The sequence below is a fragment of the Ornatilinea apprima genome (genome assembly GCF_001306115.1).
GTDB classification, from domain to species: domain Bacteria; phylum Chloroflexota; class Anaerolineae; order Anaerolineales; family Anaerolineaceae; genus Ornatilinea; species Ornatilinea apprima.
Window position 1 is genome coordinate 33,876 of sequence record NZ_LGCL01000015.1, and the last position, 23,925, is coordinate 57,800.

The 23,925-nt window shown below is 57.2% G+C and carries 20 protein-coding genes; 11 read left to right on the top strand and 9 right to left on the bottom strand.

Annotated elements, in window-relative coordinates:
- Positions 1-24: 24 nt before the first annotated feature.
- Entirely contained in the window at positions 25-2,283 is a 2,259-nt protein-coding gene (locus ADN00_RS03420) for a hypothetical protein (protein WP_075061554.1), read from the top strand.
- Positions 2,284-2,329: 46 nt separating this feature from the next.
- Here ADN00_RS03420 and ADN00_RS03425 read toward each other — a convergent pair whose 3' ends face one another.
- Complete coding sequence (locus ADN00_RS03425) at positions 2,330-5,776, bottom strand: transglycosylase domain-containing protein (protein ID WP_075061555.1); 3,447 nt, start codon at positions 5,774-5,776, stop codon at positions 2,330-2,332.
- 229 nt (positions 5,777-6,005) lie between these two features.
- Here ADN00_RS03425 and ADN00_RS03430 point away from each other — a divergent pair, with 229 nt between their 5' ends.
- From ADN00_RS03430 to ADN00_RS03445, 4 genes are all read left to right on the top strand, one after another.
- The gene (locus tag ADN00_RS03430) at positions 6,006-8,405 is read left to right on the top strand and encodes an MGH1-like glycoside hydrolase domain-containing protein (RefSeq protein WP_152966244.1); all 2,400 of its coding nucleotides are present in this window, start codon (positions 6,006-6,008) and stop codon (positions 8,403-8,405) included.
- A 6-nt stretch (positions 8,406-8,411) separates the two neighbouring features.
- Complete coding sequence (locus ADN00_RS03435) at positions 8,412-8,750, top strand: cyclic-di-AMP receptor (protein ID WP_075061557.1); 339 nt, start codon at positions 8,412-8,414, stop codon at positions 8,748-8,750.
- Positions 8,751-8,752: 2 nt separating this feature from the next.
- The gene (locus ADN00_RS03440; RefSeq protein WP_075061558.1) at positions 8,753-9,019 is read left to right on the top strand and encodes a cyclic-di-AMP receptor; all 267 of its coding nucleotides are present in this window, start codon (positions 8,753-8,755) and stop codon (positions 9,017-9,019) included.
- A gap of 190 nt (positions 9,020-9,209) precedes the next feature.
- Positions 9,210-9,845 carry a DUF4013 domain-containing protein gene (locus ADN00_RS03445; RefSeq protein WP_075061559.1) on the top strand — a complete coding sequence of 212 codons (636 nt, stop codon included), beginning with the start codon at positions 9,210-9,212 and terminating at the stop codon, positions 9,843-9,845.
- Between the two features lie 87 nt (positions 9,846-9,932).
- On the opposite strand, the gene gndA is transcribed toward ADN00_RS03445, so the two are convergent.
- The gene (gene gndA, locus ADN00_RS03450; protein WP_075061560.1) at positions 9,933-11,339 is read right to left on the bottom strand and encodes an NADP-dependent phosphogluconate dehydrogenase; all 1,407 of its coding nucleotides are present in this window, start codon (positions 11,337-11,339) and stop codon (positions 9,933-9,935) included.
- 212 nt (positions 11,340-11,551) lie between these two features.
- On the opposite strand from gndA, the gene ADN00_RS03455 reads away from it, so the two are divergent.
- Positions 11,552-12,448 carry a DegV family protein gene (locus tag ADN00_RS03455; RefSeq protein WP_075061561.1) on the top strand — a complete coding sequence of 299 codons (897 nt, stop codon included), beginning with the start codon at positions 11,552-11,554 and terminating at the stop codon, positions 12,446-12,448.
- 30 nt (positions 12,449-12,478) lie between these two features.
- Here the strand turns inward: ADN00_RS03455 and amrA are convergent, their stop codons facing one another.
- Positions 12,479-13,054 carry an AmmeMemoRadiSam system protein A gene (gene amrA, locus ADN00_RS03460; RefSeq protein WP_075061562.1) on the bottom strand — a complete coding sequence of 192 codons (576 nt, stop codon included), beginning with the start codon at positions 13,052-13,054 and terminating at the stop codon, positions 12,479-12,481.
- Between the two features lie 147 nt (positions 13,055-13,201).
- Here amrA and ADN00_RS03465 point away from each other — a divergent pair, with 147 nt between their 5' ends.
- The 5 genes from ADN00_RS03465 (at position 13,202) to trxA (ending at position 17,556) form a co-directional block, all read left to right on the top strand.
- Complete coding sequence (locus tag ADN00_RS03465; protein ID WP_075061563.1) at positions 13,202-14,011, top strand: N-acetylmuramoyl-L-alanine amidase family protein; 810 nt, start codon at positions 13,202-13,204, stop codon at positions 14,009-14,011.
- Positions 14,008-15,078, top strand: coding sequence for a L,D-transpeptidase (locus ADN00_RS20110; protein WP_201781135.1), 1,071 nt, complete (start codon positions 14,008-14,010; stop codon positions 15,076-15,078). Before ADN00_RS03465 ends, ADN00_RS20110 begins: the two co-directional genes overlap by 4 nt.
- On the top strand, positions 15,078-16,145 hold the full coding sequence (locus ADN00_RS03480; protein WP_075061566.1) for a L,D-transpeptidase: 1,068 nt from the start codon (positions 15,078-15,080) through the stop codon (positions 16,143-16,145). Before ADN00_RS20110 ends, ADN00_RS03480 begins: the two co-directional genes overlap by 1 nt.
- Positions 16,146-16,198: 53 nt before the next feature.
- Positions 16,199-16,624 (top strand): hypothetical protein, encoded by a 426-nt coding sequence (locus tag ADN00_RS03485; RefSeq protein WP_075061567.1) that lies wholly within the window; start codon positions 16,199-16,201, stop codon positions 16,622-16,624.
- Between the two features lie 95 nt (positions 16,625-16,719).
- Positions 16,720-17,556, top strand: a complete 837-nt coding sequence (gene trxA / locus ADN00_RS03490; RefSeq protein ID WP_075061568.1) for a thioredoxin — start codon at positions 16,720-16,722, stop codon at positions 17,554-17,556.
- A 69-nt stretch (positions 17,557-17,625) separates the two neighbouring features.
- Here the strand turns inward: trxA and ADN00_RS03495 are convergent, their stop codons facing one another.
- The 6 genes from ADN00_RS03495 to glnA all read right to left on the bottom strand — a co-directional run bounded on the left by ADN00_RS03495 (position 17,626) and on the right by glnA (position 23,577).
- Complete coding sequence (locus tag ADN00_RS03495; protein WP_075061569.1) at positions 17,626-18,675, bottom strand: SIS domain-containing protein; 1,050 nt, start codon at positions 18,673-18,675, stop codon at positions 17,626-17,628.
- Between the two features lie 17 nt (positions 18,676-18,692).
- Positions 18,693-19,685: an NBR1-Ig-like domain-containing protein gene (locus ADN00_RS03500; protein WP_160317456.1), complete on the bottom strand. Its 993-nt coding sequence runs from the start codon at positions 19,683-19,685 to the stop codon at positions 18,693-18,695.
- Between the two features lie 147 nt (positions 19,686-19,832).
- Positions 19,833-20,024 carry a hypothetical protein gene (locus tag ADN00_RS03505; RefSeq protein WP_075061571.1) on the bottom strand — a complete coding sequence of 64 codons (192 nt, stop codon included), beginning with the start codon at positions 20,022-20,024 and terminating at the stop codon, positions 19,833-19,835.
- Positions 20,021-21,274, bottom strand: coding sequence for an AI-2E family transporter (locus ADN00_RS03510; protein WP_075061572.1), 1,254 nt, complete (start codon positions 21,272-21,274; stop codon positions 20,021-20,023). The genes ADN00_RS03505 and ADN00_RS03510 overlap by 4 nt, the downstream gene beginning before the upstream one ends.
- A 141-nt stretch (positions 21,275-21,415) precedes the next feature.
- Complete coding sequence (locus ADN00_RS03515; RefSeq protein WP_075061573.1) at positions 21,416-22,036, bottom strand: FHA domain-containing protein; 621 nt, start codon at positions 22,034-22,036, stop codon at positions 21,416-21,418.
- 206 nt (positions 22,037-22,242) lie between these two features.
- Positions 22,243-23,577, bottom strand: a complete 1,335-nt coding sequence (gene glnA, locus ADN00_RS03520) for a type I glutamate--ammonia ligase (RefSeq protein WP_075061574.1) — start codon at positions 23,575-23,577, stop codon at positions 22,243-22,245.
- Between the last annotated feature and the right edge of the window lie 348 nt (positions 23,578-23,925).

Sequence of the window (23,925 nt, forward strand, 5' to 3'; positions counted from 1 at the left end):
CGCTCAGTTTATACTCATTTCAGGATGAACGCTTTAGATCGTCCTTATCTTCCCGGCGACCTGAACGAGAGCAGCCCGCTGCCCCTCTCGCGCTTCCTGCCGCCCATTCCCCAGGGGCTGTTTTCACGCCTGATCCCAGCTCCCACCCGGCCCGGTGAATGGCTGCTGGACCCATTGGGCACATCTCCCCGCCTGCCGCTGGCCGCCGCGCGCGCCGGTTACCGCGTGCTGGTCGCCAGCAATAACCCCATCGAACGCTTCATCTTAACCATTTTCTCCCGCGCGCCTTCCCCCGAACTATTCCAATCCGCCCTGGCCGAGCTGGCCGCGCAGCGCAAAGGAACCCAGCGGCTGGAGGCGCACCTGCAGGAGCTTTACCTCACCGCTTGCGATAACTGCGGCCGCGAATCGCCCGCCGAGGCGTTCTTGTGGCGGCGCGGAGAAGCGCAGCCCTACGCCCGCCTGATCAACTGTCCGCACTGCCAGACGCGCGGCGAGTCCCCCATTACCCCGCGCGATCTCCAGCGTCTGCAAGACCTGGGCAGCGTGCGCCTGCACCGCTCGCGCGCCCTGGAACGGCTCAACTTTGGATCCGCGGAGGCATTTGAAGGTGCCAAAGAAGCCCTCGGCGCTTACCAGGACCGGCCCCTGTATGTTCTCTTCACCTTGCTCAACAAAATCGAAGGACTGGACCTTGAAACGCAGCGATTGGATTTGCTGCGCGCGTTGATCCTCAGCGCCTGCGATGCCGCCAGCAGCCTGTGGGCCTGGCCTTCGGGGCGCGACCGCCCGCGCCAGATGATCACTCCGCCGCGCTTCCGCGAGAATAACCTGTGGCGTGTGATGGAAAACGCCGTCGCGGCCTGGAGCGCGCAGCCCGCCCCCGTCCCTCTGGTGACGTATCCCCAGCTGCCGCCCGAGAGCGGCGGGCTGAGCCTGGCGGCCGCGCGCCTGAAAGACCTGGAGCCCTTCCCTCAACCAGCAGAGATCTCGCGCGTCATCGCCGTGTTCCCACGCCCCAATCAGGCTTTTTGGGCACTGTGCGCGCTGTGGGCCGGCTGGCTGTGGGGACCCGAAACCGCTTCGGCTATGCGCATTGGCCTGGAGCGCTATCGCTACGACTGGCAGTGGCACACCAACGCCCTCGCCAGCGTGCTCCGCTCGGTGCGCGCCTTTCTGCCCGCCGCCAACCCGCCCCTCACCACCCTCATTCCAGAATGGGAACCGGGCTTCTTCACCGCCGCCCTCATCGGCGGGCAGGCCGCCGGTTTCCGGCTGAACGGCCTGGCTGCCAACACGCACGAGGAGATCGCCCAACTCTACTGGCAAGCTGCTCCCTCTCCCCCTACCGCGCGTGAGAAGAAATTCGAAAGCGTCGCCCGAGCCGCCCTGACCCAGCACTTTACCCGCCGCGCCGAGCCGGATGAATACCTGAACCTGCACGCCGCCACGCTAACCTCCCTGTTGCAGGAAGAAGCCCTGCCCGCTTATGAGTACCCGCTGCCGCACGACTTTTTAAGCAAGCTCCAGCAGCGTCTCAACCAGGTGGTGCGCGCCCCCGGCTGGCTGCGCCGCTACGAAAGCACCGCCCGCACCGAAGAAAGCGGCTATTATTGGCCGTCTACCCCCACGGAGTCCCTGCCCCTGCCGCTGGCAGACCGCGTGGAAATCTCTGTAGTGGAACGCTTGCAGCAAACCGAGCGCCTCGATTTCAACCAGCTTTACCCCGAAATCTGCGCGGAATTCCCCGGCCTGCAAACGCCGCCCCAGCCTCTGGTACTTGAAATCCTGCAGTCATACGCCACCGCGGACCCCCAGCAGCCTTCCCTTTACCACCTCCTTCCCACCGAGCAGTCTGCCGCCCGCCGTGAAGACCTGGCTAAAGCGCGCGAACAGCTTCAGCAGCTTGCCCACCGCATGGGCTACGTCGTCAGCGGTGAAAACCCGCTGGTCTGGGTCGGCCCGCAGGCGCAACCCGCTTACCTCTTCTACCTGTTCGCCTCAGCCATCTTCTCTCGCTTTATGCTTGCCCCACAGAATCTGCCTGAGCGCCGCTGCATTCTGGTGTTTCCCGGCAGCCGCTCGCGCCTGGTGGAGTACAAACTGCAGCGCGACCCGCGGCTCAAAGCGGCGGCCAAAGGCTGGCGTATGCTTAAATTCCGCCACCTGCGCAAGCTCAACCTGCTGCCCGATATGAACCTGCAGTTATGGGATACCCTTCTGGATACGGACCCGCCCCAATGGGACGAGCCCACCCAAATCGCCATGTTCTCTGACCTATAAAGATGAAAAAAGCGCGCCCGTCTGAACAGGCGCGCTTGCGCTAAGTTTATCCCGTCGGCGGCGGCACAGTGGTGAAGGTTGCCGAGGGGGTAGGGGTATATGTCTGCGTGGGCGTTGGTGTGTTGGTGGGCGGGATCACCTCGGTAGGCGTAGGCGTTTTGGTGGGTGTGGGCGTTTGGGTAGGCGTAGGCGTCTGCGTGGGGGTGGGGGTGGGCACCGCCAATTGCATCTTCATCCGTTTCTCAGCAAAGCGTCCCTCTTCCTTGCTGCGAATGACAATCCGCAGGGTTACATCACCCGCCGGCAGTTCGCTCACGTCCCAGGTATAAATCCGGTCTGGCTGTTCGTAACGCTGGTCGCGCCAGTCTACCAGGGTTTTCCACTCGCCGGGGTCACCCCCCAACCCGTATTCCAGTTTGAACTCCTTAAAATTGCTAGTCGCGTCCACCAGCGCGTAAATATCCACCGGGCTGGTGCGGATCACGTCGCCATCACGCGGACTGGCAAAAACAATCATCGGCCGCGGATCGCCTTCCTTGCATTCCCGTTCAGGGGTCAGGTAGATTGGCTGTTTGAATCCATTCTCCTCAGCCCAGGCTCTACCCTGGTCGCTCTCGCTCAACCACTTGATCGCCCACGGGTCTTGAATGCTTAACGCGAAGACCTTCTCCACAAACCCGGTGCAGGCCGGCGATGAGCGCAGCCCGGTCCAGGTGTCAATCTTCACTTCCTGCCATAAATCCTGCTCTTTAGGCAGCGGCCCCTGGTCTGAGGCGAAAAATTCACCGCGCTGCGAAGGGCACCACTGCGAAGGCTCCGTTCCCGAAACCGAGCAGATCACTTTTTCCACAATGCCCGCTGGCCGGCTGAACGGTGAGGGATTATTTCCCGTCAGGCGCGGCACCGCGAACTGCATAAACTGCGACCAGATGGGGGCCGCGCCGGTGAGGCCGGTGGTGTTGATCATCGGTGTGTAATCGGCATTCCCCACCCACACCCCCACAGCCAGGTCGGGGTTATAGCCCATTGTCCAGTTGTCGCGGAAGTCATTGGTGGTGCCGGTTTTTGCCGCTGTGGTGAACGGCAACGCCAGAATGGAGCTGCTGCCAAACATCGGCGCGCGCGCCTGGTTGTCTGAAAGAATCGAGCTGATCAAAAAGGCGTGTTCGGCGCGCATCACCTGCTCGCCAGGTTTGAACTCATGTTCATACACCAGGTTGCCCTGGTAATCTTCGATGCGGGTGATCGCCACCGGCGGCACGCGCTGGCCGGAATTGGCAAAAACACTGTACGCGCCGGTCAACTCGAGCAGCGAAACATCTCCGCCGCCCAGCGTGAGCGCCAGCCCGTAATCGTCGCGCGTCAGCGTGCTGATGCCCAGCCGCTCGGCAAAATTGATTAAGCCATCTTCCTGCGGTGTGGCGGGATCATCATATATTTTCACAAAGTCCAACGCCTTGACCGCCGGAATATTGTAAGAATTGGCCAGCGCCGAACGCACCGTCACCGGCCCGTGGAAGCGCTCGTCATAATTCACCGGTTTGTAAGGAGGGCTGGGGTCGTTCGGGTTTCCAGAGGGCGGGAATTCGCTGGCAACATCCCAAATCAGTGTCGCGGCGGTCCAGCCTTTTTCAAAGGCCGCCGCGTAGGTGAGCGGCTTGATCGAAGAACCCGGCTGGCGCGGGCTGATCGCCATATTCACCTGCCCGGAGATCGCTTCATTGTAGAAATCCGCCGATCCCACCATCGCCAGAATTTCGCCCGTTGTCGGCCGGATGGCCACCAGCGCGCCGTTGGTCGCGTTTTTGTCGGTCAGCAGCGTCACCTGTTCTTTCACAATTCGCTCAGCTTCCGCCTGCAAATCGGCGTCCAACGTGGTATACACGTTAAAACCGGAGCGGTAAATCGTCTGCGGATCGTACTGTGCCTCCAGTTGAGCGCGCACAAAGTTCACCCAGTGTGGAAAGCGCATGCTGTCTTCTGTCAGGCCAAAGTTGTATTCTTCAATTTCCTTGGCCGCCTCAGCCGCCTGTAAAGCATCCACGCACACATTCTGGCGGTTGTTGCTCACGCTGATGCAGTTTTTCTCCTGGCTCATCTGATAGGTAAGCACCAATACCTGCTTGTGCCGGCGTAGAGTCTCCTCGCGGTTGGTGAAAATATCATAGACCGCCGGGGCCTGCGGCAGCCCGGCCAGAAAGGAAGCCTGTGCCAGGTTCAACTGCTCCGCGCTGGTGTTGAAGTAAGTCTCCGCGGCAGCCTCAATCCCATACGAGAGATTGCCATAAAAGTTTTCATTCAAATACAGCTCTAAAATCTCATCTTTGCTGTAGCGCCGGGTAATTTCTGCCGCCAGGATGATCTCGCGCGCTTTGCGGTCAAAGGTCTGCTCGATGCGCTCTTCTGGATCAAACATGAGCGTGCGCGCCAGCTGCTGGGTAATGGTAGACGCGCCCGAAACGATCTCTTGCGAAGTGTAGTTTTGCCACAGCGCCCGCGCAATGGCAAAGGGATCAAACCCCGGATGGGAATAGAATTCCTTGTCTTCGGTAGCCAGCGTGGCCGCGATCACATACGGAGAAATCCGATCCAGCGTAACATAGGTGCGCCGCCCCGCGTTGGGGTCGATTATTTCATACAGCACATTGCCATTGCGGTCATAGATACGGGTTGTCTCAAATTGCGAGGCGTGCGCCTTCAAATCCTCCACGTCTGGCAGGGTGCGCGCAATGCGGAAGTATTGGTACACACCAAAGGTCGCCACAGCCACGACCGCCAGCACACCCACAAACAAAAACGCCACCAGCACGCGCAGCGCGCAGCCAATCGAAGCCCGAAACGAATTCATTCCCGTATCTTGAGCAGGAGGCTTGCCAGCGCCTCCCGGTGCGCCAGCCGGCCCGCGCTGGCTGGGACGGTACGCCGCCCGGGTTTGCTGGGCGGAACGCGGTAGAAGATTCTCAGTGGCGGCGGGGGTAACTCGCGTGGCATCGTGGTCCACGCGTTCCACGCGCCGCGGCAGTTCCACGCCACCAGGCGGTGTAGGGGTGCGCCCGCCCGCGGACGGGCGAGAAGCACCGCTCTGGCTGGCAGGCGAAACGCGCGTCTGCCCGGCAGCGGGTTGGGCGGGTCTCATCGGGTGCTGGCTGGCTGGCAGCGGCAGTGTGCCATCTGTGAAGGGCGGCACGCTGGCTGCCGGCCCGGCTTTCGCCGGCTGCGATTCACCGCCCGCCGCGTGTTGATCCAGCTCCTGGGTCGGAAAAATCACCGTTTCGCTGCTGTCTGGCGCTTCTGGCTGGGTGGCCTTTGGGGCAGTGCCAGTCTCGCGCGCGGCATTTGTTCCAATGTGGGCCGGCGGTGGCAGGGTCTCTTCTTCGCTGCTCGCCAGCAGACGGCGCAGCTTCTTGGGGGGAGTTTCTTCATTCGATTCGGTATGTGAAGGCAAAGGCTTGCCTTCTACCGGGTTGGTTGATTCCTGGTCTTCTTCTCTCATGGCTTTACACTTTAATGGTTTCTTCTATTGAATGCAATTTCAGATGCAATTATCAAGCCAACGGCTGACTTTATTCTAGCATAAAACACCCCTTCTCTCCCCTCCGCCTCTGTGCGCCCGGCTGAAAACAAAGGCAGCCTCCCCATCCAGGTTCAAATTCCGCGCCGTTTCAGCCGCCTACTTTCGAATCCATTTGACCTGTGCCCCCGCACACTATACAATAAATTCTATGAGGTTCTGGCGTCTCCCCCCCGACTCACCTACCAACCTGACCCTTTCCGCTGACTTCCGCACCAGCCAACCTGATTACACCAACGATCAAATCTGGGAGCTCTGCATGGGCGATGAGCCTCCCAGAGCGCTGGCGCTGCGCACCACCTACGGACTGCGGGCAGGCAGCATGCTGCTTTTTCCCCGCTTCCTGGCCCCGCAAGCCGACCGGATGGACCCATCCCTGTTCCCCGGTGCGCCCATCATTCGCCATTTCCTCCCCAACTATCTCGATGTGCATTACCAGCCCATCGCCGGACTGGACATTGACTCCGCGTTTTGGGTTGCCGAGTCCCAATTGGTGATTGGCCGCCTGACCTTTACCAATTCCAGCGGCAGTGAATTGAATTTCCAGTTTGAGTGGATCTGCCAGCTCAAGCCGCTCAACGGCGGTCAGAGTATGACCGCGCGCACGTACGGCATTAACAACGTGCTTCAGGGGCAAACTGAAGATGTTTTCCCGGTTTGCGTCATGACCGGCGGCGCGCAGCCAGGGTTTGGTCCCTACCCCGCGCTCACCCTCCAAGTTGATTTGCTCCCCGGCCAGAAGCGACAGATTCAATGGGCCATTGCCAGCCACGACACCCCCCAAAAATCATTTGAAACCGCCCGCCTGGCCACCGCCCGTCGCTGGGACGCCGAGATTGCCCGGCTCTCGTTGATCAACGATCAAAACCTGTTGGAAATCTACACCGGCGACCCCGAATGGGATGCCTGCCTGGCGCAGGCGCAGACCACCGCCTACCGACTGATCTTCCCCGCCTCCACCGCTCTACCCAACCCCTCTTTTGTGCTCAGCCGCCAGCCCGATCATGGCTATTCTCTCCGCAAAGACGGCAGCGACTATCATCACCTGTGGAATGGGCAGACCGCCCTCGACGCGCTCTACCTCTCCGGCTTTTTGCTGCCGGGTGGCGCGATGTGGGTGAAAGGCTTCATTGAGAACTTCCTCTCCACGCAAACGGCGGACGGCCAGGTGGACTGGAAGCCGGGACTCAGCGGCCAACGCGCGGGGATGCTGGCTCAGCCGGTGCTGGCCGCCATCGCCTGGGAGGCTTACCAGGACCAGCGCGATCTCGAATGGTTGCGCCGAGTCTTCCCTGCGCTGATGAATTTCGTCCGCGCCTGGTTCAGCCCCGCCTGGGACGCCGACCAGGACGCCTACCCCGAGTGGCGGCAGCCGCTCCAATCCGGCTTCCCCGACAGCCCGCTTTACGACCCCTGGCACGAAGAGAGCGCCGCCTGCGAAATTCAGCAACTCGAATGCCCTTCGCTGGCAGCCATGCTCTACCATGAATGCGACTGCTTGCTGCGCTTTGCCCGCCTGCTAAACGAGCCTGAGGCCGACGCCTGGCTGGAAGAAAAAATGAATGCCCTGCGCGCCCATCTCTCCAGTGTATGGGATGCGCGCGCCAGCACCTACCACTACCGCGACGCGGTTTCCCATCTCACCCAGGCAGGCAGCGAACTGCGCCGCTTCAAAGGCGCCAAAGATGTTTCCTACCGGCGCGTGTTCAAAAAGGCGGTGCGCCTGCAGGTTCGCCTGCTCCTCGCCGAGCCCAATTCACGTCCCCTGCAGATTGAGATTCAAGGCTCCGGCGACGCCGGTCCCATTCACGAAACTTTGCTGCCGGCCCATTTTACCTGGCTGGGCACGCAGGTAACCGCCTCCACCCAGAACCTCTACACCCGCTTAGAACGCGTGCGCATTCAAGGTCTGGCCGCCGAAGAAGAAACCGTCATCTCCATTCTCTCCCACCAAGCCGAAGACCTTTCCTGTCTCCTGCCACTCTGGGCGGGCGTTCCCACCCCATCCCAGGCGGAAAAAATCATCCGGCGCAACCTTCTTCCGCGCTACCTGGGCGCGTACGGCCTGGCCCTTTCCCCCACGGATGGTTCCGCGGAGCAGCCTGGGCACCAGCGTGTTGTGCCGGTCATATGGAATGACCTCATCCTGCGCGGACTGCTGCGCTACGGCCATCCCAAAGAAGCCCTCACCGTCTTCACCCACCTGATGGAAGCCTTCATCGCCCACCTTAAGCAAGACCATGTTTTTCACGCCGCCTTTCACGCCGAAACCGGCCGCCCGGCTGGCGATGAGAACGCTTTACCCGGCCTGCCCCCGCTTGGCCTGTTCTTGCGCCTGTGCGGAATCCGCCGCATCTCTCCAGAGGAAGTGATTTTGGAAGGAGAGAATGTTTTTCCCTGGCCAGTTGCGCTAAAATATAAGGGGATGACCATCACGCGCCACGCAAACGACTGTGTAATTCGTTTCGCCTCTGGCCAAAGCCTTACTGTTGAAGGTCCCGGACCCCATCGTGTAAAACTAATGGTTGACCCGCACGGAAAGGAGTCGTAACCCCGCATGAATGACCAAAACCCTAATGCGCTACTCATTGCCATCGTCCAGTCTCAAGACGTAGACAAGGCCCTCGACAACCTGGAAGAATTGGGCGCATCGGTTGCCCGGCTGCCCAGCGTGGGCGGGTTCCTGGGCAGGCGCAATGCCACCCTGTTCATTGCCATACCGGCGGCAGATGTGCAGATCGTCTATGAAACCCTGCGCGACACCTGCCGCCAGCGCGTGGAATACATCTCCACACCGATGGAGAGCGCGCCCTTCCCCATGCCAAACCTGACCCCCGTTACCATTGGCGGCGTAACCGTTTTCGCCCTGAATATTGAACACTTTGAGGTGATCTAATTATGAAACTGATAACCGCGATTGTGCGAGACACCGATAATGAAAATATCACTCACGCGCTGACCGTCAAAGGCTTCCGCGTAACCACCATTGCCTCCACCGGCGGCTTCCTGCGCCGCGGCCAATCGACCATGCTGATCGGCGTGGATGACGAACAGGTGGAAGAAGCGCTCACCCTTGTTCGCGAGAACTGCTCGGCCTTCAGCGAGGCCGACCCGCGCCAATCCATTCTCTTCGTTTTAGACGTGCTTGACCACAAACGGTTCTGAGCGGAGCGCGAACCGCGCCGCCTGACCGTTTTCCAAAGCGGACGCCATTTATCCATATTATCGGGCATTAACTTGATTTTAATTTTGAACAAAGGTATAGTATCGGTAATTGGTTGTTTGAAATAGGCAAACCAAAACAGTGAATCATTCAATATATTTTTGTCATTTTCTACCTTAAGGAGAAAAAACCATGGAATTTGGCCTTCCCTTCACTTACGCTTTTCAAGACAGCGATTGGTTCAAGAAAATCGCACTCGCCGGGGCTGTCAGCCTGATCCCGATCATCGGGCAAATCTTTTTGCTGGGCTGGGGGCTGGAAATTGCCCGCCGCGTGATCAATAATGATCCCAATCCTCTACCCGATTTGGATTTTGGCAACCAGCTTGGTTTGGGCTTCAAGGCCTGGGTAGTGAGCCTGGTTTACGCCATTCCCATGTTCATTCTCACCATTCCATCCAGCCTGATCTCAGCCTTCGCCGGATCGAACGGTGATGATACCATGCTGACCGTTATGGCTGTCCTGTCCATCTGCACCGGCCTGGTCAGCGTCATTTACGGTTTGCTGATGGGCTTTGTTCTGCCGGCTGCCTACGGGCGCGTGGCCATGACCAACACCATCGGCGCGGGTCTCAAATTCGGCGAAGTTTTTGCTATGGTCAAGAAAGCCCCCATGGCCTTCCTAATCGCTTTGCTGGGTTCGATCGTGGCCGGTCTCATCGCCCCGCTGGGCTTAATCGCCTGCGTGGTTGGCGTCGTGGTCACCGGCGCTTTTTCGGTCGCCGTTCTTGGCCACTTCTACGGCCAGGCTTACAAACAGGCCATGTAAAACTCATCTTTGATGAAGAACACAAAAGGGCTCTCGCTTTGAGAGCCCCTTCCTTATCCAATTTCAGATAGCCTGATTGAAACCGCGCTAATCCCAATCGCTGTGGAAGATGCCCTCTTCATCCACGCGCTTGTAGGTATGCGCCCCGAACAAATCTCGCTGCGCCTGGATTAAGTTCGCCGGCAGCCGCTCGCTGCGGTAGCCGTCCAGGTAGGCCAGCGAAGCGCTGAAGCCCGGCGCGGGAATGCCCCAGGCGGCCGCCTGGCGCACCACCTCGCGCAGCGCACCCTGGTGCGTCTGCACCGCGTCGCGGAAGAACGGCGCCAGCAGCAGATTCCTCAGGTCGCCGCCCTGCCTGAACGCATCGCTCACGTCGTTCAAGAAGCGCGCGCGGATAATACACCCGCCGCGCCAGATTTTGGCAATCTTTTCAAAGGGAAGGTCATAGTTGAACTCTTCACTGGCCGCCCGCAGCATGGCAAAGCCCTGCGCGTACGAGCTGATCTTGGCTGTGTACAGCGCGTCGCGCACCTGCTGAATAAACAGCTTGCGGTCTGCCAGCGGCGATATCTCTGGCCCGCGCAGAACTTGCGCGGCTTGCACCCGTTCCGCTTTGTACGCCGATAGAATGCGCGCGCTCACGGCCGAGTTGATCGTTGGCACCGGCACCCCCAGGTCAAACGCCTCCTGGCTGGTCCACTTGCCAGTGCCTTTCTGCCCGGCTTCATCCATAATCAACTCCACCAGCGGCTGGCCGGTTTTCTCGTCCACACGCTTGAAGATTTGCGCCGTGATCTCAATCAAAAACGATTCCAACAGGCCGTGATTCCAGTTACGGAACACCTCATGCAGTTCCGTGGCGTTCAACCCCGCGCCGCGGTGCAGCAGGTCGTAGGCTTCGGCAATCAGCTGCATATCCCCATATTCAATGCCGTTATGCACCATTTTGACATAATGGCCCGAACCGCGCGGCCCGATATAGGTTACACAGGGTTCGCCATCCACCCTGGCAGCAATCGCCTCAAAAATGCCTTCCACCATCTGATAGGCTTCGGCCTGCCCGCCGGGCATGATGCTTGGCCCCCACAACGCGCCTTCCTCACCGCCCGAAATCCCCGCGCCCAGATAATGAATGCCTTTCTCCATTAACTGCCGCGCGCGCCGCTCGGTGTCTTTGTAATACGAGTTGCCACCATCAATCACCAGGTCGCCTACATCTAAAAAAGGCAGCAACTGCTCGATCACCGCGTCGACCGGGTTGCCAGCCTTGACCATCACCATCACTTTGCGCGGACGATCTAGCAAGTTAAATAATTCCTCAATCGATTTGGCTGCCGCGATCTGCTTTCCGGCTGCCGGCCCTTCCATGAATCGCATGGTGGTTTCGGTGGTGCGGTTATATACCCCCACCCGGTAACCATTGCGCTCCATATTCAAAACCAAATTTTGGCCCATCACAGCCAGGCCGATCAGGCCAATATCGCATTTTTTCATCCAATCCTCCTATCAGAGCGAGTTTGTGCCGCGTTACCTTCAAACAGGTTATTCAGATATCCTACCGATACAGATTCCTCACTGCTCGATGTCTTAAGTATATCCCCAGTCAGCCAGCCGCGATGGCGCTTGTAGCATTTTTCCAGCAATTCTTCTACAAACTTTACCCTTTCCAGCCTGTTGATTCTATAATTATGGCAAGGAGAACAAGCATGACCATCAAAATTGTCGCAGACAGTTGTTGTGATATACCGCCAGAAATAGCCGCTCGACTGGGTATCACTATTGTTCCCTTATTTATCAATATCGGCCAGCAAAGCTATAAAGACGGGGTAACCATCACCCGCGAAGAATTCTATCGCGGCCTGCCTTCTTTTCCTACGCACCCAACCACAGCCACGCCCGGCCCAGACGCCTTAAAACAAGTGTATGAGCAGCTGGCCCAGCAGGGCGCGGACGAGATCCTTTCCATCCACATTTCACATAAATTAAGCAACACGGTCGACTCGGCGCGCATCGCCGCCGCCGAAACCACCAGCGTGCCTGTTACTGTCATCGATTCACGCCAGCTCAGCCTGGGGTTTGGCTTTGTCGTCATAGCTGCCGCCGAAGCCGCTGCGCAAGGCAAAACAATGCAAGAAGTCCTTCAGGCGGCCGAAGACCGCATTCAGTGCACATACACCTTTGCTGTGTTAGACACGATTGAGTTCTTGCGCCGCAGCGGGCGCATGAACCTGGCCGTGGCCAGTATCGCTTCGCTGCTCAAAATCAAGCCATTATTGAAGATGTATAACGGAGAAACCGAAGCAGAACGCGTGCGCACCTTCTCGCGCGGCATGGACCGCCTGGTTGAACTGGTCGCGCACAATGCTCCCCTGCAAGTGCTGGCGCTCGTTCACACCAATGCGCCCGAAGCGGCCCAAAAACTGCGCCAAAGGGCTCTGCATCTCTTTCCCGACCATCACGAACCGTTATCGGTGAATGTTACACCTGTGCTTGGCGTGCACCTGGGGCCGGGAGCGGTTGGTTTCGTGTGCGTTTCGAGCTGTGGACGCCCGCTCGAAGGCCCCACCCTCATGGACAATCTGCAGAATTTGATCTATTCCTGATCGCTTGAAAATCTTGTGGGCGCAGCCGGCCTATTCGTGGAATTCTTCCACCTGGTAAACCAGCACCTCTAACGTGTGGGTTTGCCAGTAATTCCCAGGCGCGCCCATTTTGTGGCACAGGTTATGCAAAAAATCCTTGGGGTCGGGTAACTTTTCCCACACCTGCGGCAAGAAAGTCGCCCGCCGGAAGCCCTCTTTAATCACCACACCGTCGATGCCGGGTCGCAGTTTGCTCACCAGGTCTTCCGGCGAGGAATAGGCCAGCGGCATTGGCCGGGTGAGCCGCGAGATTTCTATTTCCAGGCTTTCCAGTTCTTCCGGGCGCACCGGCTCAAACCGGAAATCTTGCGTCGCGGCTGCCGCTGCGTGTTCGCACACATCTTGCACCAACGGCTGGTAAGCCTCAATCGCGCCAATGCAGCCCCGCAGCTTGCCTGAGCGTGTCAGGGTAACAAAGGCGGCGCCTTCTTCCTGCAGAGCCGGTGAATAGTCTTCCAATTTAAGCGCCGGCGGGTCTTCATCCCGCACCGCCGCCTCAATACTCAATCTCGCCAGGCGCAGCAGGATTTGCTGATCTTCAGGGCTTAAGAGATGGGCAATTGTCATTCCAATCTCCTCGTTTCGCGGTTGGTTTCCTATCGGTATTTCTTTTATACTTTTGACACACACCCGCGTCAAGTATGGATATAATGCATTACTTGCATTCCATTCCCGGATTAAGGTACTATCTTAAAAAGTATGGAACACTCAGCTATGGATGAAAACCCCACTTCGGCCAGCCCCGCTCCACGCCCCGCGCAGCGTGGCTCCATCAATTTCAGCATCATTCAATCCTTCCAGAGCGTTATTCTGGTTGGCATGATTCTAGCCACGCTTTTCACTCTCTGGACGCCCTCGACACTTTTTTCCAGCCAAAGCATTCGCGAGATTCTCACCTCCGTTCAGGCCACCGAAATGGTTCAAGCCAGCACGCCCACCCCTGGCGCCGCAACCAACCAGCGCATTGGCATTGTCGCCGGCCATTGGGGAAATGACCCCGGCGCGGTGTGCCCCGATGGATTGACCGAAGCGGAAATTAACCTGCGCATCGCCACCCTGGTCAAACAGATTCTGGTTGAGCAGGGCTACCAGGTAGACTTGCTGCAAGAGTTTGATGAAAAGCTCTACCAGTACCAGGCCATCGCCCTGATTTCCATCCACGCCGACACCTGCCAGTACATCGATGATTCCAAAACCGGCTTCAAAGTGGCAGCGGCGCAAAGCAGCGCCTACCCCGAGAAATCGCAGCGCCTGAACAGCTGTCTGATCCACCGCTACCAGCAGGCAACCAATCTGCCATTTGATTTCAATACCATCACTACCGACATGCGCGAATACCACACCTTCAGCGAAATTCATTCCAACACCACCGCCGCCATCATCGAAGTCGGTTTTATGAATCTGGATCGTGAATTTCTAACCAAACATCCCGACATTGCCGCCCAGGGCATTGCCAACGGCATTCTTTGCTACACACGCAACGAATCCATTCCTGAAGCAGAGCTACCCATCAATTCGCAATGAGATCAGGCAGCCCTTCCACCAACTCCGCCCTGCGGCTGGCAAGCGAAGCCCTCAAACGCGACGACCACGCCGAAGCCCGCCGCCAGGCCATCATCGCTGCCCGCCAGGAACCGCGCAATGAAATGCCCTGGATGATCCTCGCCGCCGTAGCCAGCCCGCAGGCCAGCGTGGAATACCTGCGCCGCGCTTTGGAAATCAACCCCCACTCAAAAAGCGCGGCTGACGGCCTGCAGTGGGCGCTGGAACGCTGCCAATTGGAAGGCCAGCCTGTTCCTTCCGCCCCTTCCAAACCGGAAGACACTGCTCCGATCCCTGTTTCTGCGCCCGCGAAAGCAGCCCAGCCGCCCGCTGGCGGCAAAACTCCGCCGACTCCCGCGCCGAAAAGCACTGCCGGCGGCAGGCGATTGCCCTGGTTTGCGTCTCTGCTCATTCTGCTGGTCGCCGCTCTGGCGCTGCTGGCCTTTTCCTTCAACGGGATCGTGTTAGGCGGCGTTCCATCGGCAGCTTTTGAAGGCACGCAGATGCTGAAGCCATCGCTCACCCCCACGGCCACCCTTACACCCACCCCCACCGCCACGCCCACATCCACGCCCACGCTCACACCGACCTACACGCCCATCCCGACCGACACACCAACCCCCATCCCTACCGACACTCCCACGCCCGAACCCACCATTCCTGTCGAGGTCAGCATCCCCGTGGAATTGGGCAGCGAAGACCGTTGGATTGATGTAGACCTGACCAACCAGATGGTCTACGCCTACGAAGGATCAGAGATAGTGCGCTCTTTCTTGGTCTCTACCGGCACCTGGCGCACCCCCACCGTAACCGGCCAGTACCGTATTTACGTCAAATATGTATCGGCGCCCATGTCTGGGCCAGGTTATTACCTGCCCGGTGTACCGTATGTTATGTATTTCTACAAGGGGTACGGTCTGCACGGCACCTACTGGCATAGCAATTTTGGCACGCCCATGAGCCACGGCTGCGTGAACCTGTATACCCCCGACGCGGAATGGTTGTATAACTGGGCCAGCGTGGGAACCCTGGTCAATATCCATTACTGATGAAAGCGCCTTCCTTCTGGAATCTGCGGGGACTATCCCGCCGCGAATTTCTCGAATGTGCCAGCCAGAGCTTGCTGGCATTGATGCTGCTGCCCGAGTTGAAGGGCCTGGAGCCGCTTACCCGCGCCCAAAACCCCGATGAAGCCGTTCCCCTGCAGGGCCGCGTGATCTCCAATTACACCACCATTCACCGGCAGCCCGATTCTGCCTCTGAAAAAATTGAAACCTGCAAGCGCGACCAGGTGCTGGACATTTCCGGCGCGACAGTGGGCGCAAAAACGCCCGAATACAACCGCGTATGGTACCGTGTGGAACCGCACGGCTATGTTCATTCTGGGGGCGTTCAGCCCGTGGAAACCCGCCTAAACCCGGTCCGCAGCCGGCTGCCCCGCACCGGGCGCCTGGCCGAAGTGACCGTGCCTTTCACCGACGCGGTCTGGAATTACCGCAGACCTTACGAAGTGGCCTACCGCCTTTATTACCAGACCACCTATTGGGTGGTGGATGCCCGCGTAGACCAGCACGGCGTGGTCTGGTATCTCATCCCTGACGATAAATTTGGCATCCGCTATTATGTGAAAGGTGAGCACCTGCGCCTGCTGCGTGAAGAAGATGTGTCTCCCATCTCGGCGCATGTGCCGCTCGAAGAAAAGCGCATTGAGATCAACCTGGAACAACAGACCGTCATCGCTTACGAAGCCGGGCAGCCCGTTTTTATGACTCGCGCGGCCACCGGCGCGAAGTTCCGCACCGGCAGTTACGCCACGCCCTACGGCACTTTCATCACCAACCGCAAGCGGCCCTCGCGCCACATGACCGATGGCGATGGGGTCGCCAACGGATCGTATGACCTGCCCGGCGTTCCCTGGGTCAGCTACCTGACCACCTCAGGGATTTCCTTCCACGGCACCTATTGGCACAACGATTTTGGCCGCCCCCGCTCGCACGGCTGCATCAATGTTTCCAATGACGCCGCCCGCTGGATTTACCGCTGGACGCTGCCGGCGGTGCCGCTGTACAAAGATTACTTTGCTGAAACCTACGGCACCCGCGTAGATGTGATATAAATTAATTGCAATCCGTTTCATTCATTTTGAAGCGATCAATGTGAGTAGAGGATATGAAACAAGCCTTATTTGCCGGACTCATTGTGGACGAAAATGACCAATCCGTTCAGGTGCGCTATGTCGGGTCAGAACCCTGCTATGTGGTTGACGATGCCGGTTTTCTACGCCATATTGAATCGGAAAAAGTGGACCGCCAGGTATTGGACGAGCTGAAGCGCTTTATCAGCGAGCACAAAGACCTGGTCATCCAGCAGATGGCCGAGTCGCTTGGCCAGCCGGATATCTTCAGCATGGCCGTCCTCCAGAATCAGCTCGATCACCTTGACCAGCAGTTTGACCAGATGCTCTATACCGGCATTCCCGAAGAAGGCCGCGCTTACATGGGCATGATGGGCTTCAAAATTGTCATCGACCATCACGGACAGGTTTTACACATTGAACAACCTGGCGCCGCGCCCGGCCCAGACCAGGAAGACTGACCCCCCTGGTTACTCCCACAATATATAATATTCTTATAAGGATCGAGTACAATACGTTGAATACCTGTTAACGGTCCGCGCCACAGAGAGGTCCCATGGGAAACGCCGATTTTATTCTGGATGTGAATGAAACCAATTTCGAATTCGAAGTGATTTCGTATTCGCAGAATACGCCGGTAGTCGTCGACTTCTGGGCCGAATGGTGCCGCCCGTGCAAAGCGTTGGGGCCCATTCTGGAGAAGCTGGCCATAGAAATGAACGGCGCGTTCCGCTTGGCGCGGTTAGATGTGGACCACAACCCCAACCTGGCCATTCTCTACAACGTGCGCAGCATTCCCACCGTCAAAGCTTTCTCGCAGGGAGAAATCGTCTCCGAATTTGTCGGCCTGCTGCCCGAAAACCGCATCCGCGAATTTTTGGAGGCGATCACCCCGCCTTCCACGCTCAACCTCACCCTGGAAAAAGCCAACAGTCTTCTCGCGCAGCACGATTGGCAGGCCGCCGCTGAACTTTTCCAGGAAATTTTGGAGCAAGACCCCGACCAGCCCGCCGCCTTGCTGGGGCTGGCAAAATGCCTTTTGGCAATAGGCCGCCACCAAGACGCGCTGGTTATCCTCACTTCTTTCCCCACCAGCAAAGAATTCAAGCAGTCGGAACTTCTACTGCCCTACGCGCGCGCCCTTGCCGATTTTCATGGCAACCAGCTGCCTGACGAGAATGAGCTGGACGCCGCTTTCCGCAACAGCATCCGCCTGGCACAGCGCGGCAACATCCTCGCCGCCCTCGACGGTCTGCTCGACATTCTACGCCAAAACCGCCATTACCGCGGCGACAAAGCCCGCCTGGTCTTTCTCTCGCTGCTGGAGCTGCTCGGCGATGAAGACCCTCAAACACGCCAATACCGCGCGGAACTGGCTTCTACCCTCTTCTAATCCATCTATTTCATCAAAAAAGCGCGGCCGAATCTACGAGCCGCGCTTTTACTATTCTCAATCAATCATTTACAATTGTTCTTTCAACTCGCGAATCAGTTCCACGGGCGAAGGATCAACACCATTGAAGATGGCCAGGTAATAGGCCACATAGTCTCCATACAGCACGGTTGTCCACATCTGCGCCAGCCGGCTACTGCCTCTGGCATTGATCATGTCCGTTCCCAGGCCCTCCAGCATCAGCATGCGGCGGGTGATCGCCACCCGGCTGCGGTTTTCCTCACGGTACAAATCGGACTGGAAAAACACCATCATCGTCTGCCCCAACAATTCTTCAGGCTGGCGCACGCCCTCCAGAGTGTTATGGTCCGCTTCTGGAATGCTTTCCATCTGCGCCCAGGCCTTCGCGGTCTCATTGACCTGAGTTTTCCACCGCCGGGCTGCCGGTTCTAAAAACTCAGCCGCAAAGAAGCAGTTAAACCGCCCCATCATCTGCCCGGCCATCCGTTTGGCCGGGTTTTCCGCCGGCAGTTTCTCGCGCGCGAAATGCGCTTGCGCTGTTTCCATTTCTTCCACCGCCTGCCGCAGATCCGCTTCGGCATCGGGTACCAGGCCCAGGCGGTGCAACAGCGCCAGCCCCAAGCCAAAACCCCATCCCACCAGATTGCGCGCGCGGCCAGCTTCGCCCACCTGCCAGAACGGCGCGCGGGCTTCGCGGGCCATTTCCGCCAGCGTGCCACCCTGACCGATGGCCGTCAACGTGCAGCCGCGCTCAACAGCCTGTTGAAACGCACTGATCGTCTCTTCCGTCTCGCCCGAGAACGACAGCGCCACAAAAAGAATATCTTCTCCTTGCACCCACTGCGGCAAATCGTACCCGCGCAAAACCCACAACGGCGTTGGACAAACCGTTTCCACAGCCGCCGCCAGCAGATCGGCGCAGGCCGCAGACGCCCCCATGCCGCTGAATACAATCCCACGATATTCTCTCGCCTTCGGCAGGGCATACTCCATACCAGCTTTCCACGCGCGGGTCAACTGGCCGGGCAGCCCCTGGATCATCGCGTACAAATTCTCAACATCCAACTGTAGATACCGTTCTGGCGTATCGTTAATCACCTCTCACTCCTCATTTTTCATGGAATGTCCCACGTCGCGTATGTGAGCACCAACACATTCACATCAATTTGCGATAAATCCAGGCTGGCATAGCCCGGAATTTTCTGATCGGTATAGAAACAAATATAAGCGGGGGCGTCCGACAGCACCAGTCCGATGGAATCGGCAAACAAAAGCGAGGAGACACACTCGTCATAGGTGGGTATCCTCGACCCAAAAATGGAAATCCGCGCCCCATTCACCGGCGACAATTGCGCGCCGCTATCGCCATCCACTACAAATTTGACATCCGTCATCGCATCAGCGACAGGCTCGACGCCATCAAAATCAAGCTCATCTGAAGGATTCAAACGGATATACCCATTGATCACAGTCGTTGCTTGCGGGGTGGGGCTGGCTGCCGCCGCGCTCGCCATGCCGATATCTTCTACCTGAATTTTCGCCCAGAACGGCGAGTTGCCGTGCGGGCCCAACCCAAACAGAGTGCCATCCGCGGCGCGCAGTTTCCAATTGCTCTGATAACTACCCGGTTTCTCGGGCGCAATCATTTCAACGCTCAATTCCAGGGCCTCACCCGGCGCAACCACAACCCGTAAAGATTGCTCCTTGTAAAGGCTCATCGTGTCGCCCGAAAACCAGACCAGCGCGAACTCAGGCGTCCAGCTTTCCAGCCCAACATTCACCAGCCGCCAGGTTTTCGTAAAGGGTTCTCCGGGCCTTAATGGAGTGCCATCTGGAACCGTAACATCAATGGGGTTACCTGGTTGGGCAAGGTAAAGCCCCTCGCGCGGGACATGCGCGCTGGGGGGCGGGGTTGGCGAAAGGTCTGGCTGCGTCTCATCCCCTGCCGTTACCGGGTTGGGAATTGCGGCAGCGGTGGGTGTGGGTAACCCGGCGGGCATAGGAACCTCGCCTGCTGGCATTGAGCAGCTGGCCAGAAACAGCAGGCAGCTCAGTTGCGCCAGAAGAATTGGCTTGCCAGTCCAAAAGAGATGAACAGAAGTGCTCATTTGCCTCACAATCATACCGCATTTTCCACTTCGCGGAGAAATCCATCCCAACCTGCCAGCCCTCCCGCTGCCAGAGCGTGCTTAAATAAATATACCTCCCGCCCGCTCAAGAGCGGAAGGCGGGAGGTGTTTGTTGAATCGTAGAAGCTATTTGGAGGCTTTCACCAGCAAACTGGCCAACTGCAGCAGTTCTTCCCATTCCTCCTGGAAGAAGTGCACCGTTACATTGTTCAGCTCCAGATGATAGGTGGTCTCGCCATCCGGTTCATCTGCCTTCCAGGCAATATAATTTTCAGTTTCCACAATCGTGCCGGTGATTGGATCCTGATTGTCTTTCATTTGATTTTCCCTTTCTTGAATAGATTGCTAATTCTCATCAAAACGGATTGATTCAACCAATTCCACAGGCTTTTCGCCATATCTCCAAAATCCATATAGGCCAGAGAGAGCTTTCCTCCTGATTCGGTCAACTCTTTATCTAAATGCTCCCACGGATCCAGATCGAACATTTTGCGCATCGCGTACGCCACCACCAGTTTAATGGATGCCAATACCGGCGCGGCCAGCAGCACGCCAATGATGCCCAGCAAGGTCGCCGCCGTGAGGGCGGCCACCATCACCGCCGCCGGGTGAACCTGCAGGGCGTTTCCCATCAGGCGCGGGGTGATCAGGCTGTCAATTGAATTATCCAGCAGCAGTCCAATGCCTACAACCAATGCCGCGTACCAGAAAGGGCTCAGCCCAAACACAGTGTGCCCCTGAAAAATAGATACCAGAAAATATACCACCCAGGCGATTGCCGGACCCACATACGGAACAAAGCGCGCCAGGCCTGCCAGCACAGCCAGGCCAAAGAAAAAGCGCACTTGCAGGCTGCCCAGCGCAATTGTGTAAACCACAATCGTCAGCGCGATGAGAATGATCTGGCCGCGTAGAAACGCGTTCCAAATGCGTCCCAACTCTTTCCCAATTCGTTCCACATCATACTCATAGCCGGGAATATCCAGCGACAGCAGGCGGCTGCTCGATCCGCCCGTCTCAGAGACAATGAAGTAAGAAATCAGCAAGGTGAAAGCGCCCCACCCCAAAGTAGAAGCGGCTCCGGTTGCCAGCCCGGTCACCAGCGACCCCACCTGGCTTAAAATCGGCTGGATCATTCCCAACAACTGGCTACCCAGTGCTTCAAGATCAAAGGCCTGTAGACTATATTCAAACGGACCAATGCTAATTTTGGTCGCGCTGAGTTGTTCCAGATAGGCCGGAAGATTGGCAATGGCTTTTTGCAAAAACCGGATCAGGCTGTTAATCTGATCCACAACTGTGAACCCGCCCCAGGTGAGCAAACCCAGCAAAGCAATCACAATCAGAACAAATATAAGTGTGGTCGTCAGGCGCCAGTTCATCTTTGTGCGCTGCCGAATCACCGACACAATCGGATAGAGTAAATAAGAAAGCACAAAAGCCATTAACAACGGGCCAACAATGTGACGAAATTGAATCAGCAGTCCGGCAAAAACGCCTACCAGGGTAAGCGCAACAACTAATTTTGTTAAACTGCTCCATCGTGGAGATGTTGTCTCTAGTCTCATACTTTGCCTTCAATCACCCAAGAAGAATGCATAAGTCCACATCCATTCTATCAGAAGCGCGGAAATAAGAGGGGATCAAATAAAGAAATCCCTCCTGCATAAACCCGCGCGGAGGGATTTTTTGGCATCAAATTTGGCAGCTTATGGGCAAACACCCGGGCTGAACATATTGAACATCCAGCCAAACCAGCCGCACCACAGATTCTGTGAATCAATTAACCACAACGCCCCAATACACACACAGCTGATCACCAGCAAAATGATGACAACAATCAGCCAGATCGGGAATTTTCGCCGGACGCCGGCAGCCGGAGCGGCCGGAACCTCGGGCACATGACCGGCATACGCCTGAGCGGGCGGCACTGGTTGCACAGGAATGGATTGCGCTGGCGGAAAAGACTGCGGGAATCCCTGCACCGTGACTGGCTGCCCCGCCGATGATATGACTGTCGCGTTCGGGTCAACCACCGCTTCGTATACCATGGTCACATTTTCACCCAGTAAAATCACTTCACCAGGCCGCAGCGCGTAAGGCCCCATAATCCGCTGGCCGTTAATGGTTGTTCCATTCGTAGAGCCCAGGTCTTCGAGGATGTACCCATCGCCCTGCAGCAAAAAACGCGCATGCCGGCGCGACACTTCTGGATCGTTGATGACAATTTCATTGTTCAGGTCCCGGCCCACAAATAGTTCCGCCTGTTCCAGCAGAAACGATTTTCCCGGGGTCGGACCATTGCGCATTACCAGCCGATAGGATGCCATAGTTGTCCTCCTGATTGATGTTCAGTATTAGTTTAGCTTTTTTTAATATACGTGTCAACGTATCCGCAACCCAGTTTTCGCAATACCGCGCGCGCTGTCGCCCGGTAAAATCAAAAAACAAAGCCGCGAGAGATTCGCGGCCTTGTTTCCTTATGATCAAAAAGTCCTGCTTCACCCCGCCAGGCAAAGCCGGTCTTTCCCATGGGTTAGATCAGCTCAAGATAGCGTTCAAGTTCCCAGTCCGACACTTTGATGCGGTAATCTTCGTATTCGGCTTCTTTGACGCGCTTGTACGATTCAAACATCTCCTCTCCCAGAGCGGCTTTGATCACCTCATCCTTTTCAATCTCATCCAGCGCTTCGCGCAGCGAGCCAGGCATTTGGTCAATATTCTTTTCGGCCAGTTCTGCAGGGGTCAGCTCATAAATATTGACATTGTTCAACGGCTGGGGAGGCGTCATCTTCTTGTCCACACCATCCAGGCCAGTCGCCAGCATCACCGCGAAGGCCAAATACGGGTTCATAGATGGATCAGGGCAGCGTAATTCTGCGCGCACGGCCTTGTCCTGGCCGGGAGTATAGCGCGGAATGCGGATCAGCGCCGAGCGGTTGCGTTGCGCCCACCCGATGTAAACAGGGGCCTCATAACCGGGTACCAGGCGCTTGTAGGAATTGACCGTGGGAGCCACAATCGCGGAGAAGGCGCGCGCGTGCGCAAGCTGACCGGCAATGAAGCTCCTGGCCAGATCAGAAAGATGGAACTCATCATCCGCTTTGAAGAACAAATTATTGCCTTTGTTGTCAAACATCGACTGGTGGCAATGCATACCCGAACCATTGATGCCAAAGATCGGTTTGGGCATAAAGGAAGCAATCAGACCGTGCTGGGCGGCAATCGCCTTCACCGTTGATTTCAAGGTCAACACATTATCCGCCGTCTTCAAAGCGTCGGCAAAGCGAAAATCAATTTCGTGCTGGCCCAAAGCAACTTCATGGTGGCCAAATTCCACTTCCAATCCCATCGACTCAAGCGCGGCCATTAATTCGGCGCGCACCTGGGCGGCATCATCATGCGCGGAAAAATCGAAGTAACCACCCACGTCGTGCGGCTCGGGGTGAATATTCCCACCATTCTGCTTGAAGAGGAAGAATTCCGGTTCCGGGCCTACATTGTACACCCAACCGCGCTCGTCCAGCTTCTTCAGCATGCGCTTCAACACGCCGCGCGCATCTCGCGCGAAGGGAGAACCATCTGGCTGGTGAATATCGCAAAATACGCGCGCCCGGCGCAGGTCAGATGGCGTCCACGGCAGCACGGCATAGGTGTTGGGATCAATGATCAGGTGCATGTCGCTCTCTTCAATGCGGGCGAAGCCTTCCACTGAAGAGCCGTCAAACCATACGCCATTTTCCAACGCGCCGGCCAGCTGATTTACAGGCGCGTCCACACTTTTCACCGTGCCAAAAATGTCGGTGAACTGGTAAGAAATAAACTTCACATTGTCTTCTTTTACTTTTGCGAGTAATTCCTTTGCGTCCATTGTTCCTCCTGTTGAATGAATGGATTTTCTAATTAATATGCCAATAGAAACACGGCCTGAAGATGCCTATCCGCAAAAATGCAGCATGGCAGACCAGTGTGGATAAATGCAGCAACACAAAGCCAACACAGGCTTTGTAGATCACTACACTTTCTTTGTGGCAGACGTCACCATCTGCTTTTGAGATCGTGTGAATATGGGGGAAAAGAAACCCGTGATCAGGCTTCAGAGGCACCCGCTGATCTTTCGATTTTCCTTTGGAGTTACCCAAAGTTAGCTCTCTCCTCGCGGAGAGGAACCTCCACCTCGTCATCTCGATTGGCTTCCGCCGTATCGATCGAGACTCAG